Genomic DNA, 12,507 nt, shown 5'->3' with positions numbered 1-12,507 from the left:
ACGCACCAATGGACATACGGCATTTCCGCTATTTTCTGGCCGTTGCCCGGCAAGGCAACTTCACCCGCGCCGCCGAACAACTCGGTATCGCACCGCCGACCTTGACTCGACAGATCCAGGACATGGAGAACGAACTCGGCACGCGATTGTTCGTGCGCCAAACACGTGAAGTCAGCTTGACCGAGGCCGGCGCCGCGCTGTTGATCGAGGCCGAGGCGACGGTGCGGCAATTCGAATACGCTCAGTACAACGCCCAGCGTGCCGGGCGCGGGGATATTGGCCATATCGAACTGGGTTACGTGGCTTCGGCGGTGTATTCGGGCTTGCTGCAGAAACAAGTGCAAGCCTTCAGCCGAGAGTGTCCTGACGTCAGCCTGAACGTACGGGAAAGTCCCATGGCGTCATTGCCGATGATGGTGGTCGAGGGGCGTTTCGATATTGGCTATGTCCGCTCACCCATGACCTTGCCCGAAGGCCTGGATGCCATTCGCCTGGACGCAGAAGGCTTTGTGCTGGCGGTGTCGGCCGAGTCCTGGCTGTGCCGATTGCCAGAGATTGGCCCGGAACATTTGCAGAACGAGACGTTCATCCTGCCGGAGCAAATCAGTGGCACCTTGCAAGTCGCCGCCGAGGGTGGGTTTGCGCCGAAACTGGGCGCGCAACCGGGTGGATTGGTGGCGGTCATTGCGTTGGTGTCGTTGGGGCAGGGCGTGGCGGTGGTGCCGGAATCGGTGGTCGGCCATGTCAGTCTGCCCGGTGTCTTGTACCGGCCGATCAATGGGTGTGAGGCGAGCTCCTGGTTGTCGTTGATCCATCGGCGATTCGAAAAATCACCGGCGGTGGCGAGGTATATCGAGCGGGTCAAAAATCGCTAAGCGTAAAAGCTTCGCGAGCAGGCTCGCTCCCACAATTGATCGAGTTACCCAAACAGACACGGTCATCTGTGGGAGCGAGCCTGCTCGCGAAAGCGATCTAACAGCAAACCCGCCGACTCAACTGCCCAGTTGCGCGAGGCACAGTGCGCAACCTTCGCAGGGTCTGGCGCAACCACGCCAGATCGTGAACCGGTTTGCGCTTCCCCATTGCCGGTTTCACCTTGCCGATGTGCCTGGCGAAGTCTTCCTGCAGGGTTTGCTCAGTGCCAATTCCCTTGAGCTTCTTCAGCAACTTCCCATCCTTGTAAAACAGCACGGTCGGAGTGCCGGTGACGTCCGGGTGGCGGGGGGATTCGCTGGTGTTCAGCATGTAGATCTGCGCGTGATGGCGATATCGTTCGCCAATCTGACGAAAAATCGGCCCGGCCGTTTCGCAGGCGGGGCAGTGTTGATTGCCGAAGTACAGGATCACCGGGCGCCAGGTTTTCAGGGCCTTGCGGTAGACCGGGGCCAGCGCTGCAGGGGTGGTTGTCGAGCTCATTGAAGTCTCCTTTTTCGCAGCGGCATTCGACGACGGACAGATGAGTGACAGTAAACAAGTCGCAAGGGACGCGTCTACTGTCAGAAATTACAGGTGTTGGACGGTTTCGAGAGTCAACGGCAGCCCCTCGACTATGAACAAAATGCTATTTTGCGCCGCTGCGTAACGGGCGCGGCGTGGTTTTTATTGTCTGGTTTCATCCAGAGTGCAGGATTGAATTCATAAGGAAATGTGATGGATGTGAACAACTTAGAACCTTTTCTTCCGCAGTTGACCGCGATTCTTGAAGCCTTGAAGTATTGGCTTCCCCTTTTGCTTGTGTTGGTTTTCACCTGGTATGGCTATGTCCGAGCGGCTTCCGGGTTTTTCTTGATCGAACGCATCTGGAGGTTGATTGGCGGTAGCAAGGAGTTTTCCAGCGAGTTCCTGAATCAGCAATGGTCTGCCGTTAAAGATCTGGAAAGTTTCCGGTTCAAGACAGGTATTCGGCTGGACAACTATCAGCAGATGCTGGAGTTGCTTGAGCTGATCAATAGAGAGGGAATCAACATTGCCCAATTGATACGAGGTAGGCAGTACTTTGATGTGGATCGCCTGGTCATGAGAAATCCGGATTTGAATCTCTGGAAATGTCGTCATTTGGTAGGCGTGATGCTGGCGGTCTTGTTCATGGTGCTGTGCACGCTGCCAATGATGCCTGACTACGCCATTCTGACCATGAAAAAAAGCGACATCACATTTTTGGTGCGGGAGGATTCGGCCAGATCCTTCATGTCGTCTGACTGGACGTTAACGCCTGAGAGCTGTATCAGACCGACATCTCTACCAAACAATGAGATCAAACAGCTTGTCTGCGGGGTATTCGCAAGCAAGGCAGATGGGCGATACGTAAGGAATATTATTGTCGAGCAAAGGGCCTTCTCCGGCATATTTATGGCCTTGGGGTTTTACGGATTCATATGCGCCTTGATTGCTGGCAGTAAAGCGCACGCTGCACGTCGTGTGTTCGAACAAACGAACCGCAAGAAGGATCTGCCAGGGGACCAACTCAACCTGTGGATGCGCAACTGAGCACAAGTCAGTCTGTGCACCCGCTCTTTGGCAGGTGCTGATCTATCTGTTGATGGTTGTTAGTACGGTAGATCCCGCAAGGATTTTAAGCCTGCTGCACTTGAGCAAGAGGCGTGGTGCACGGGCATGCCTCATGACGGGGCATTTCGTCCCGGCTTGTGTGGCGGTGTTACCCGTTTTTGTGAAGTTTTGTAGCCCCACCGTACCCGGCTTTTACCGACCAGTACCGCTGCACTATTCCTATCTATCTGATTCCAGACACCTTTCGCTTTGCTACAGATTTCGGCGTAAGTCTGTGGCACACTTTCTGCTGTCTATTCCGCTGTTACATACCAATATCCGGTATAGCGGAATAAACATCACCCTGGAGTGCTTGCCATGCATCGCCGACCTTCCTTGTTTAAAGCGTGTGTTTTTGTTCTCGCGGCTTCGGCTGCTGTTATGGGTGTGGCCCAGGCGGCGGACAGCAAGCTCGATAGCGTGCTGGCCCGCGGGAAACTGATTGTGGGCACGGGCAGTACCAACGCGCCGTGGCACTTCCAGGGAGCGGACGGCAAGTTGCAGGGTTTTGATATCGATATCGCGCGGATGGTGGCGAAAGGGTTGTTCAACGATCCGAGCAAAGTCGAGTTCGTGGTGCAGTCGTCCGATGCGCGGATTCCCAACCTGCTGACCGACAAGGTCGACATGAGTTGCCAGTTCATCACCGTGACCGCCAGTCGTGCGCAGCAAGTGGCGTTCACGCTGCCGTACTACCGCGAAGGTGTCGGCCTGCTGTTGCCGGCCAACAGCAAGTACAAGGAAATCGAAGACCTCAAAGCCGCCGGTGACGGCGTGACCGTGGCGGTGCTGCAGAACGTGTACGCCGAAGAGTTGGTGCATCAGGCGTTGCCCAAGGCCAAGGTCGATCAGTACGACAGCGTGGACCTGATGTATCAGGCGGTGAACTCCGGTCGCGCCGACGCCGCGGCCACCGATCAGTCCTCGGTGAAATACCTGATGGTGCAGAACCCTGGCCGCTATCGCAGCCCGACCTACGCCTGGAGTCCGCAAACCTATGCCTGTGCGGTCAAACGCGGCGATCAGGACTGGCTGAACTTCGTCAACACCGTTTTGCATGAAGGCATGACTGGCGTGGAGTTCCCGACCTACGCAGCGTCGTTCAAGCAATGGTTCGGTGTCGATCTGCCGTCGCCAGCCATCGGTTTCCCCGTTGAATTCAAATGATCCCGTGAGAGCGGGGCGGTTCCGATCGCCCCGTTCAAGGTACTGCTGACCATGAACTATCAGTTGAACTTTGCCGCCGTGTGGCGCGATTTCGACACCTTGCTGGCGGGGCTCGGTCTGGGTCTTGAGCTGGCGCTGGTATCGATCGCCATCGGTTGCGTGATCGGCCTGATGATGGCGTTTGCTTTGCTGTCAAAGCACCGCGCGTTGCGGGTGCTGGCGTCGGTGTATGTGACGGTGATCCGTAACACGCCGATTCTGGTGTTGATTCTGTTGATCTACTTCGCCTTGCCAAGCCTGGGGATCCGTCTGGACAAGATCCCGTCGTTCATCATCACGCTGTCGCTGTATGCCGGGGCCTATCTGACCGAAGTGTTCCGCGGCGGGCTGTTGAGCATTCCCAAAGGCCAGCGCGAAGCGGGGTTGGCAATCGGTTTGGGCGAGTGGCAGGTCAAGGCGTACGTCACCGTGCCGGTGATGCTGCGCAATGTGCTGCCGGCGTTGTCGAACAACTTCATTTCGCTGTTCAAGGACACCTCGCTGGCCGCGGCGATTGCCGTGCCGGAGCTGACCTATTACGCGCGCAAGATCAATGTCGAGAGCTACCGGGTGATTGAAACCTGGCTGGTGACCACAGCGCTCTATGTGGCGGCCTGTTACCTCATTGCCATGATGCTGCGTTACCTCGAGCAGCGTCTGGCGATTCGCCGATAGGAGGCCACATGTACGAATCCCCCAGTTGGTTACATGAGTTATGGGTGGCACGGGAAGTCCTGTGGCAAGGCTTTATGACCAGTGTGCAGGTCTCGGCGCTGGCAATTTTGCTGGGCACGATGGTCGGCATCGTCGCCGGTCTGGTACTGACCTACGGCAAGTTCTGGATGCGCGCGCCGTTTCGGTTTTACGTCGACATCATTCGCGGCACGCCGGTGTTTGTATTGGTGCTGGCCTGCTTCTACATGGCGCCGGCGCTGGGCTGGCAGATCAGTGCCTTTCAGGCCGGTGCATTGGGGCTGACGCTGTTTTGCGGCTCCCACGTCGCCGAGATCGTGCGCGGTGCGTTGCAAGCACTGCCCAGTGGTCAGATGGAGGCGAGCAAGGCCATCGGCCTGACGTTTTATCAAGCGCTCGGTTACGTGTTGTTGCCTCAGGCGCTGCGGCAGATCTTGCCGACCTGGGTCAACTCGTCCACCGAGATCGTCAAGGCTTCGACGCTGCTGTCAGTAATCGGTGTCGCCGAGTTGCTGCTCAGTACGCAGCAGATCATCGCTCGGACCTTCATGACCCTCGAGTTTTACCTGTTCGCCGGATTTCTGTTTTTCGTCATCAACTACGCCATCGAATTACTCGGCCGGCACATTGAAAAGCGGGTGGCCTTGCCATGACTCAACCTTCGCTCTCTAACGTAAAAGCAGCTCAAAACGGTCAGCCCCTGCTGGACATTCGCGGGTTGCACAAAAAGTACGGCCAGCTCGAAGTGCTCAAGGGCGTCGACCTGACGATGCAGCGCGGCAACGTCGTGACGCTGATCGGTTCCAGCGGTTCGGGCAAGACCACGTTGCTGCGTTGCGTGAACATGCTCGAGGAGTTCCAGGGCGGGCAGATCATGCTCGATGGCGAGTCCATCGGTTATGACGAGGTCAACGGCAAGCGCGTGCGTCACCCGGAAAAAGTCATCGCCCGGCATCGGGCCATGACCGGCATGGCGTTCCAGCAGTTCAACCTGTTTCCGCACCTCACGGCGCTGCAGAACGTCACCCTCGGTTTGCTCAAGGTCAAAAAGCTGCACAAGGATGAAGCGGTGGCCCTGGCGGAGAAATGGCTGGAGCGGGTCGGCTTGCTGGAACGCCGCGATCACTTCCCCGGTCAGTTGTCCGGTGGTCAGCAGCAGCGCGTGGCGATTGCCCGGGCGATTGCGATGAACCCGAGCCTGATGCTGTTCGACGAAGTGACCTCGGCCCTCGATCCGGAACTGGTGGGTGAAGTGCTGAGCGTGATCAAAGGCCTGGCCGAGGACGGCATGACCATGCTGCTGGTGACCCACGAAATGCGCTTCGCTTTCGAGGTCTCGGACAAGATCGTCTTCATGAATCAGGGGCGGATCGAAGAGCAGGGGCCACCCAAGGAACTGTTCGAACGCCCGCAATCGCCACGACTGGCGGAATTTCTCAAGAACACGCGCTTCTGATTTTTTTCAGAAGCATATTCACTTTTCAATCAGGAGAATTATTCATGAGCATTACTCGTTACGGCACCGGCAGCACCGCCGGTGGCGGCCAGCCCCGTCCTTTCGCCCGCGCCGTTGAGGCCGATGGCTGGCTGCATGTGTCCGGGCAAGTACCGGCGCTGGATGGCGAAATCATTGTGGGTGGCATCGTCGAACAGACTCACCAGACCATGAAGAACCTGATCGCGATTCTCGAAGAGGCCGGTTACGGTCTTGAGGACGTGGTGCGCACCGGTGTGTGGCTGGAAGACCCGCGGGATTTCTGGAGTTTCAACAAGGTGTTCTCCGAATACTTCAAAAGCGAACACGCCCCGGCCCGGGCCTGTGTGCAGGCGAACATGATGGTCGATTGCAAGGTCGAGATTGACTGCATCGCGTACAAGGAAAAGGCCTGAAGCTAATGATCATTCCCACGCTCCGCGTGGGAATGATCATTAGCGGTAAACTCCCGGCCACTTTGAATGGGAACCTGAAGCAATGACCGAAGACACCATCAAGCGCCGGGCTCGCGGTCTGGACCGGGCGTTCGATATCCTCGATTTCCTCAAGGAAGTCGGCAAGCCCCTGCGCCCGAACGAAATCGCCAGCGGCATCGGCAGCCCGAAATCCACGGTCTACGAATTGGTTGCCTCCCTGCTGGAGCGACGGATTCTGGAGGCCGTGGGCAAGGACGGTCACGTCTACCTCGGCCGTCAGCTGTACTTCCTGGGGCAAGCGCATTTACGCCATTTCGACCTGACCCGCGAGGCCGATCATGCCTTGCAGGAGATCGTCAGCCAGACCCGCGAAACCGCGCAGATGTGCCTGCTCAACGGGCGAAAATACACCGTGGCCTTGATGAAAGAGGGCGAGCGGCATTTCCGCATTTCCTCGGACATCGGCGAGAACGCGCCGATTCCCTGGACCGCTTCCGGACGCCTGCTGCTGGCGCACTTGAGCGACCAGGAAATCGTCGACCTGATTGATCACGACGACTTCATCCTGCCCAACGGTGAACGCCTGCCGCTTGAACAGTTTCTCGGTGAAATCCGTCAGGCCGCTATCGATGGCTTCTTCTCTTTCGATAGCGTTGCCGACACCTTTACCCATTGCTTCGCCGCCCCGGTGAAAGACCCGAACGGCGTGGCCATTGCGACCCTGTGCATCGTCGCCCCACGGGCCGATGCCAAGAACAATTACAACGACTATCGCCGGGTGCTGATTGACAGCGCCAACAGCCTGGCCCGTCGCATCAACGAATAACAGCGGCTGCCTGCGGCCGCGAATGTGAGGAGTTCGACCATGTTTTCTGCCAAAAATACTGCCACCGTGGAAAAGGGCTTTGCCCACACAGGCGCCAATCTGGTGCGCGACGTCAGCCTGCCTGCGCTGGTGCTGCACCGCGAAGCGCTGGAACACAACATTCGCTGGATGCAGGCGTTTGTCAGCAATAGCGGTGCCGAACTCGCCCCCCACGGCAAAACCAGCATGACCCCGGCGCTGTTTCGCCGCCAACTGGACGCCGGGGCCTGGGGCATCACCCTGGCCAGCGCCACGCAAACCCGCGCGGCTTACGCCCATGGCGTGCATCGGGTGCTGATGGCCAACCAACTGGTCGGTACGCCGAACATGGCGTTGATCGCCGATCTGCTCGCGGACCCGACTTTCGACTTCCATTGCATGGTCGATCACCCGGACAACGTCGCTGACCTCGGCGCGTATTTCGCCTCGCGCGGTGTGCGCTTGAACGTGATGATCGAGTACGGCGTGGTCGGCGGTCGTTGCGGTTGCCGCACCGAAGACGAAGTGGTCGCGCTGGCCAAAGCCATTGCCGCACAACCGGCCTTGGCGCTGACCGGGATCGAAGGTTACGAAGGGGTGATCCACGGCGATCACGCGGTGAGCGGCATCCGTGCGTTCGCTGATTCTTTGGTGCGCCTGGCCGTGCAATTGCAGGACAGCGGCGCGTTCGCCATTCCCAAGCCGATCATCACGGCGTCGGGTTCAGCCTGGTACGACCTGATCGCTGAATCCTTCGAAGCGCAGAACGCCGGCGGGCGTTTCCTCAGCGTGCTGCGTCCCGGCAGTTACGTGGCTCACGACCATGGCATCTACAAAGAAGCGCAATGCTGCGTGCTCGACCGCCGCAGCGACCTGCACGAAGGCCTGCGCCCGGCGCTGGAAGTCTGGGCTCACGTGCAGTCGTTGCCGGAACCGGGCTTTGCGGTGATCGCCCTGGGTAAACGCGACGTGGCCTACGATGCTGGGTTGCCGGTGCCGTTGCTGCGTTACAAGGCGGGCGTGGTGCCGGCGACGGGCGACGACGTCAGCGCCTGCAAGGTGACGGCGGTGATGGACCAGCATGCGTTCATGACCGTGGCGCCGGGGGTTGAGTTACGGGTGGGGGACATTATTTCCTTTGGTACTTCGCACCCGTGCCTGACGTTCGACAAGTGGCGTATCGGGTGTCTGGTGGATGAGCAGCTGAATGTCATCGAAACCATGGAAACCTGTTTCTAAGGTTTAGACCGAGGCGCGGCTATCGCGAGCAGGCTCACTCCCACAGGGAAACGCATTCGATTGTGGGAGCGAGCCTGCTCGCGAAAGGGCCCTACCAGACAACACAGAAACACCAGAGAGCCCAAGAACAATGAACACCATCAGCACCCTCGGCCCCAACACCCCGCGCATCGCCCTGATCGGCGAATGCATGATCGAGTTGCAGCAACACGCCGACGGCAGCCTGCAACAGAGTTTCGGCGGCGATACCTTGAACACGGCGGTCTACCTGTCCCGGGAATTGGGCGAGGGCGGCACGGTGGATTACGTCACCGCCCTGGGCGACGACAGTTTCAGCGATGCCATGTGCCAGAGCTGGGCCGACGAAAACATCGGGCTCGGTATGGTCCAGCGCTTGCCCGGCCGGTTGCCCGGCTTGTATTGCATCCAGACTGACGCCGCCGGCGAGCGGCGTTTTCTCTACTGGCGCAATGAAGCGGCCGTCCGCGATTGTTTCACCACCCCGGCCGCCGCGCCGATCCTGGCGGCACTGCCGGATTACGATGTGCTGTATTTCAGTGGCATCACCCTGGCGGTGCTCGGCGCGCAAGGTCGGGAGAAGTTACTGGAAACCCTGGTCGAGGCACGGCAGCGGGATGCACGGGTCGTGTTCGACAACAACTACCGGCCACGTTTGTGGGCGTCGATCGCGGACGCACGGGCGGCCTATCGCAGCGTTCTGCCCTATGTCGACCTGGCGTTGCTGACCGTCGATGACGAACAGGCGCTGTTTAATTTTTCCGATTGCGAGGCAGTATTTGCCGCTTACGAGCAGATTGGCACGCCTGAAGTGGTACTCAAGCGTGGCGCCGAGGCGTGTCTGATTCGTTGCGATGGAGAGTCGTTTGAAGTGCCGGCGCAGGTGGTCGAGCGGGTGGTGGACACCACGGCGGCGGGGGATTCATTTAGCGCGGCGTATTTGGCCAGTCGCCTGAAAGGAGGCAGCCCGGTTGAGGCTGCCGAAGCGGGGCATCGGTTGGCGAGTCGGGTGATTCAGGTGCCGGGAGCACTTACTCCGAGATAAGTGGTGAATGGCCGCCTGCTGCGCAATCGGATCGCGAGCAAGCTCGCTCCCACAGTGGGCTTGTGCACACTGCAGATCCAATGTGGGAGCGAGCTTGCTCGCGATGAGGCCCTCAAACCAACCCATTAATCCCGGTAAAACACCTGCACCAGGTGATAGCCAAACTTGCTCTTGATCGGCCCATGCACCACGCGCAACGGTTTTTTGAAAATCACGGCATCGATGACCCCGACCATTTGCCCGGGCCGCACCTCACCCAGGTCGCCGCCGCGCTTGCCGGACGGGCAGGTGGAATACTTCTTGGCCAGCACATCGAAGGCTTCGCCCTTGGCGATGCGTTGTTTGAGCTGTTCGGCTTCTTCCGAGGTTTTCACCAGAATATGGCGGGCTTGAGCTTTCATGGGCAGTACCTTGCAACGGTGGTGGCTATGTTGGTGCCAGCGGGGCGCGCGATTATGCCTTAACTTCAGTCCGGTGGACCGATCATCGCGCGAATCTTGTTGGCCAACAGGTCAATGGAAAAGGGCTTGGCCACCATGTCCATGCCTTCCTCCAGGAAGCCCTGGCGCTCGGCGGCTTTTTCCGCGTAACCGGTCATGAACAGCACTTTGAGCTCGGGACGGTGCTGGCGCGCAATCTCCGCCAGTTGCCGACCGTTCATCCCCGGCAGCCCGACATCGGTGACCAGCAAATCGATCCGCAGGTCGGATTCCAGCAGGGGCAGGGCGGTCTTCGCATCTTCGGCTTCATGGGCGTGGTAACCCAGCTCTTTGAGCAGGTCGAGCACCAGCATGCGCACCGCCGGGTCATCCTCCACCAACACCACGGTTTCACCGGCAATCGCGGCCGGCGTCTCGCTGGTGACAGGCTTCAGGATGTTTTCGGGCTCTGCGGCGTGCAGCCGCGGCAGGTACAGACGAACGCTGGTGCCCTGGCCCGGCAAGCTGAACAGGCTGACATGCCCACCCGACTGCTGGGCAAAACCATAAATCATCGACAGTCCAAGACCGGTACCCTGGCCGATGGGTTTGGTGGTGAAAAACGGATCGAAAGCCTTGGCCAGCACCGACGGTGTCATGCCGGTACCGTTGTCGCTGACGGCAATCATCAGGTAATCCCCGGCCTTGACCGGTTCCAGGGTATTGATGTCACTGCTGTCGAGGTAAACGTTGGCAGTTTCGATCCGCAACTCGCCGCCATCGGGCATGGCGTCCCGGGCGTTGATCACCAGATTAAGCAGGGCGTTTTCCAGCTGGCTGACGTCGGTGCTGACCGGCCAGACGTCTTCGGCCAGTTGCAGTTTGAGCTCGATGTGGTCGCCCTTGGTCCGGCTGAGCAGATCTTCCAGGGAATGGATCAGATCATTGGCGTTCAACGGTTTTCGGTCCAGTGACTGGCGCCGGGAAAACGCCAGCAGGCGATGGGTCAGGGCGGCGGCGCGGTTGGCCGAGGACACGGCCGCCTCGGTGAAACGGCCCACCTCGGCGGCGCGCCCGTCGGCGATGTAGCGCTGCATCAAGTCGAGGCTGCCGATGATCCCGGTGAGCATATTGTTGAAGTCATGGGCGATGCCGCCGGTGAGCTGGCCGAGCGCTTCCATTTTCTGCGCATGCCGCAACGCCTCTTCGGCGCGCTCGCGTTCGAACATCTCGTTCTGCAGTCGCTGGTTGGCTTCAGCCAATTGCTGGGTGCGGGCGGCGACTCGTTCCTCAAGTGTTTCGTTGAGATTGCGCAGGGCTTCTTCGGTCTGTTTGCGCTCGGTTTCGTCAATCACAAAGATATAGAAACCATTCACCGCACCATCCGCGCCATGGCGCGGCAAGTAGTTCATCAGGGCATGGCGGATGCTGCCGTCACGGTGCGGGGTGCGGATGCTGAAACAACAAGGCTTGCCGGACAGTGCCTGGGCGATGTATTCGGCGCGCAAGGCATAGGCTTCTTCACCCAGTACTTCACGGATGGTTTTGCCAAAGAGCTCCTGAGGCGTCAGCCCGTACCAATCGAGGTAGGCCGCATTGTTCAGGCGAAAGCGTTCTTCGCTGTCCACGTAGCTGATCAGGATCGGCATGGCGTTGATGATCAGTTGCAGCTCGGTCTGACTTTGCCGTAAGGCCTGCTCGGTGTGTTTACGTTCGGTCAGGTCCAGGGCGGCGCCGAGGAAGCGGATCGGCCGGCCATGGTGGTCCTTGTAGCAACGACCCCGGGCAAACACCCAGCGCAGCTGACCGTCGGGTTGCAGCAGGCGATATTCCTCGGCGTACTCGGTGCCGTGGGTGATGGAGTGCTTGATGCTGCGGGCGACCATGGCGCGGTCTTGCGGGTGCACCCCCTGAAGGTAGGCGCTGATGGGCAACTGATTGGCGAGCAGCGGGTCGATACCGTGTAACTGGGCGAAGTGGGTGTCGGCAATGAAGCGGTCTTCGTTTATGTCCCAGTCCCAGGTGCCAACGGCGTCGGTGGCGGCGAGGGCCAGTTGCAGGCGCTCCTCGGTTTCGTGCTGGGCCTTGAGGCTGGCAGCCGAACGCTGTTCGAGTTCGAGGGCGATGCGTCGGCGTTCGTTGGTTTCGATGGCCGTGACCAGAATCCCGGCGACCTGGGCGCTTTCATCGCGGATGGGGCTATAGGTCAGGTCCAGCCAGAAGTCGGAATCATGGCCATTACGCTGCAAGGTGAAGCGCTGTTCGCTGTAGGTCCGTACCTGTCCTTGTAGGACGGCGCTGTAAATGGGGTCGGTAAAGTCTTTTAACTCTGGCCAGATCAGGTGTGTCGGCTGTCCGAATGCGTGTGGATGCTTGCTGCCGGCCAGCAGGGCGAAGCCGTCGTTGTAGATCTGCGTGAGCTGCGGCCCCCACAGCAACAGCATGGGCATCGGCGAATGAATCACGATATCCACGGCGGTTCGCAGGCTTTGCGGCCAGGTACTGGCAGCGCCCAGCGGGCTGCGTCTCCAGTCCAGTCGGGCAATCAAGGCCTGGGCATCGCTGCCGGTCGGTGATGCGTTCAT

General features: G+C 59.4%; 13 protein-coding genes. 10 read left to right on the top strand and 3 right to left on the bottom strand.

Translation table 11 applies throughout. The features are described from left to right. Positions 1-8: 8 nt before the first annotated feature. Positions 9-875 (top strand): LysR family transcriptional regulator, encoded by an 867-nt coding sequence (locus AC3IUE_RS18610; protein ID WP_489263248.1) that lies wholly within the window; start codon positions 9-11, stop codon positions 873-875. A gap of 97 nt (positions 876-972) precedes the next feature. Here AC3IUE_RS18610 and AC3IUE_RS18605 read toward each other — a convergent pair whose 3' ends face one another. Then, positions 973-1,416, bottom strand: coding sequence for a thioredoxin family protein (locus AC3IUE_RS18605; RefSeq protein WP_489263247.1), 444 nt, complete (start codon positions 1,414-1,416; stop codon positions 973-975). A gap of 234 nt (positions 1,417-1,650) precedes the next feature. Between AC3IUE_RS18605 and AC3IUE_RS18600 the strand changes: the two genes are divergently transcribed. The 9 genes from AC3IUE_RS18600 (at position 1,651) to AC3IUE_RS18560 (ending at position 9,503) form a co-directional block, all read left to right on the top strand. Then, complete coding sequence (locus AC3IUE_RS18600; RefSeq protein WP_489263246.1) at positions 1,651-2,487, top strand: DUF6216 family protein; 837 nt, start codon at positions 1,651-1,653, stop codon at positions 2,485-2,487. Positions 2,488-2,865: 378 nt separating this feature from the next. Next, complete coding sequence (locus tag AC3IUE_RS18595; RefSeq protein WP_033061661.1) at positions 2,866-3,714, top strand: transporter substrate-binding protein; 849 nt, start codon at positions 2,866-2,868, stop codon at positions 3,712-3,714. A 51-nt stretch (positions 3,715-3,765) separates the two neighbouring features. Next, entirely contained in the window at positions 3,766-4,428 is a 663-nt protein-coding gene (locus AC3IUE_RS18590) for an amino acid ABC transporter permease (protein ID WP_008015908.1), read from the top strand. 8 nt (positions 4,429-4,436) lie between these two features. Then, a complete protein-coding gene (locus tag AC3IUE_RS18585; protein ID WP_489263245.1) occupies positions 4,437-5,099 on the top strand; it encodes an amino acid ABC transporter permease in 663 nt (220 codons plus the stop codon). Beyond that, a complete protein-coding gene (locus AC3IUE_RS18580) occupies positions 5,096-5,902 on the top strand; it encodes an amino acid ABC transporter ATP-binding protein (RefSeq protein WP_461998118.1) in 807 nt (268 codons plus the stop codon). Before AC3IUE_RS18585 ends, AC3IUE_RS18580 begins: the two co-directional genes overlap by 4 nt. Before the next feature lie 44 nt (positions 5,903-5,946). Continuing rightward, entirely contained in the window at positions 5,947-6,336 is a 390-nt protein-coding gene (locus AC3IUE_RS18575; RefSeq protein WP_489263244.1) for a RidA family protein, read from the top strand. A gap of 82 nt (positions 6,337-6,418) precedes the next feature. Beyond that, complete coding sequence (locus AC3IUE_RS18570) at positions 6,419-7,183, top strand: IclR family transcriptional regulator (protein ID WP_033061664.1); 765 nt, start codon at positions 6,419-6,421, stop codon at positions 7,181-7,183. A gap of 39 nt (positions 7,184-7,222) precedes the next feature. Then, positions 7,223-8,440 carry an amino acid deaminase gene (locus AC3IUE_RS18565; protein ID WP_489263243.1) on the top strand — a complete coding sequence of 406 codons (1,218 nt, stop codon included), beginning with the start codon at positions 7,223-7,225 and terminating at the stop codon, positions 8,438-8,440. Between the two features lie 130 nt (positions 8,441-8,570). Next, on the top strand, positions 8,571-9,503 hold the full coding sequence (locus AC3IUE_RS18560) for a sugar kinase (protein ID WP_489263242.1): 933 nt from the start codon (positions 8,571-8,573) through the stop codon (positions 9,501-9,503). A gap of 125 nt (positions 9,504-9,628) precedes the next feature. On the opposite strand, the gene AC3IUE_RS18555 is transcribed toward AC3IUE_RS18560, so the two are convergent. Continuing rightward, positions 9,629-9,904: a peptidylprolyl isomerase gene (locus AC3IUE_RS18555; RefSeq protein WP_007898282.1), complete on the bottom strand. Its 276-nt coding sequence runs from the start codon at positions 9,902-9,904 to the stop codon at positions 9,629-9,631. A gap of 65 nt (positions 9,905-9,969) precedes the next feature. Then, positions 9,970-12,507, bottom strand: a complete 2,538-nt coding sequence (locus AC3IUE_RS18550) for a hybrid sensor histidine kinase/response regulator (protein ID WP_489263241.1) — start codon at positions 12,505-12,507, stop codon at positions 9,970-9,972.

This window comes from Pseudomonas sp. GL_093, assembly GCF_057837605.1.
This window is presented reverse-complemented; position numbering and strand designations above follow the sequence as displayed.

Coding starts and splice junctions, on each gene's coding strand:
- AC3IUE_RS18610 (WP_489263248.1), top strand. CDS start 9: ATGGACATACGGCATTTCCGCTATTTTCTGGCCGTTGCCCGGCAAGGC.
- AC3IUE_RS18605 (WP_489263247.1), bottom strand. CDS start 1,416: ATGAGCTCGACAACCACCCCTGCAGCGCTGGCCCCGGTCTACCGCAAG.
- AC3IUE_RS18600 (WP_489263246.1), top strand. CDS start 1,651: ATGGATGTGAACAACTTAGAACCTTTTCTTCCGCAGTTGACCGCGATT.
- AC3IUE_RS18595 (WP_033061661.1), top strand. CDS start 2,866: ATGCATCGCCGACCTTCCTTGTTTAAAGCGTGTGTTTTTGTTCTCGCG.
- AC3IUE_RS18590 (WP_008015908.1), top strand. CDS start 3,766: ATGAACTATCAGTTGAACTTTGCCGCCGTGTGGCGCGATTTCGACACC.
- AC3IUE_RS18585 (WP_489263245.1), top strand. CDS start 4,437: ATGTACGAATCCCCCAGTTGGTTACATGAGTTATGGGTGGCACGGGAA.
- AC3IUE_RS18580 (WP_461998118.1), top strand. CDS start 5,096: ATGACTCAACCTTCGCTCTCTAACGTAAAAGCAGCTCAAAACGGTCAG.
- AC3IUE_RS18575 (WP_489263244.1), top strand. CDS start 5,947: ATGAGCATTACTCGTTACGGCACCGGCAGCACCGCCGGTGGCGGCCAG.
- AC3IUE_RS18570 (WP_033061664.1), top strand. CDS start 6,419: ATGACCGAAGACACCATCAAGCGCCGGGCTCGCGGTCTGGACCGGGCG.
- AC3IUE_RS18565 (WP_489263243.1), top strand. CDS start 7,223: ATGTTTTCTGCCAAAAATACTGCCACCGTGGAAAAGGGCTTTGCCCAC.
- AC3IUE_RS18560 (WP_489263242.1), top strand. CDS start 8,571: ATGAACACCATCAGCACCCTCGGCCCCAACACCCCGCGCATCGCCCTG.
- AC3IUE_RS18555 (WP_007898282.1), bottom strand. CDS start 9,904: ATGAAAGCTCAAGCCCGCCATATTCTGGTGAAAACCTCGGAAGAAGCC.
- AC3IUE_RS18550 (WP_489263241.1), bottom strand. CDS start 12,507: ATGAACGCATCACCGACCGGCAGCGATGCCCAGGCCTTGATTGCCCGA.